Genomic DNA, 714 nt, shown 5'->3' with positions numbered 1-714 from the left:
CGATCGAGACGACCATGCCGGGTTCCAGCACCGTGTCGATATCTTCGCGCAGCTCCAGACCGGCCTCGCGCCCGTAATAGTGGCTGAGGATGCCGAAGGAATGGCCATACCCGAACGAGCGGTATTGCAGCAGGCCCTCATCCGCGAAGAAGCGGTTGATCTCAGCCGTGATGCCCGAACAGGTCGCGCCGGGTTTGATCAGGCTCAGGCCCAGCTCATGCGCGGCAACGTTGGCCTTCCACAGGCGCAGGCTGTCTGCGTCGGGCTCGCCCAGGAACAGGGTGCGTTCCAGCGCGGTGTAATAGCCCGAGATCATCGGGAAGGTGTTCAGCGACAGGATATCGCCCTTTTGCAGCGCGCGTTTAGTCACCGGGTTATGTGCGCCGTCGGTGTTAAGCGCCGACTGGAACCAGACCCATGTGTCGCGGTATTCGGCATCCGGGTAGGCGCGGGCGATTTCCTCTTCCATCGCGTCGCGTCCAGCCATGGCGATCTCGATCTCGGTGGCGCCTTCACGGATAGCTGCGTGAATGGCGGCTCCACCCACGTCAGCGGTGCGCGCGCCGCCTTTGATCAGCTCGATCTCTTCTGCGGATTTCACCATGCGGGCAAACATCGTGTCAGGTGCGATATCGATCAGTTCCGGTCCGCCCAGCATGTCCAGCGCCGTGTTGCGCGCCGCCAATGTCATGTGGTCGCCTTCGATCCCGATCC

General features: G+C 62.6%; 1 protein-coding gene. It reads right to left on the bottom strand.

The annotated features are described in order from the left end of the window. A partial coding sequence (locus ACR0EL_RS22285) for a M24 family metallopeptidase (protein WP_480502327.1) occupies window positions 1-714 on the bottom strand: 714 nt, incomplete at both ends.

It is taken from the genome of Ruegeria sp. AH12 (assembly GCF_056541465.1).
This window is presented reverse-complemented; position numbering and strand designations above follow the sequence as displayed.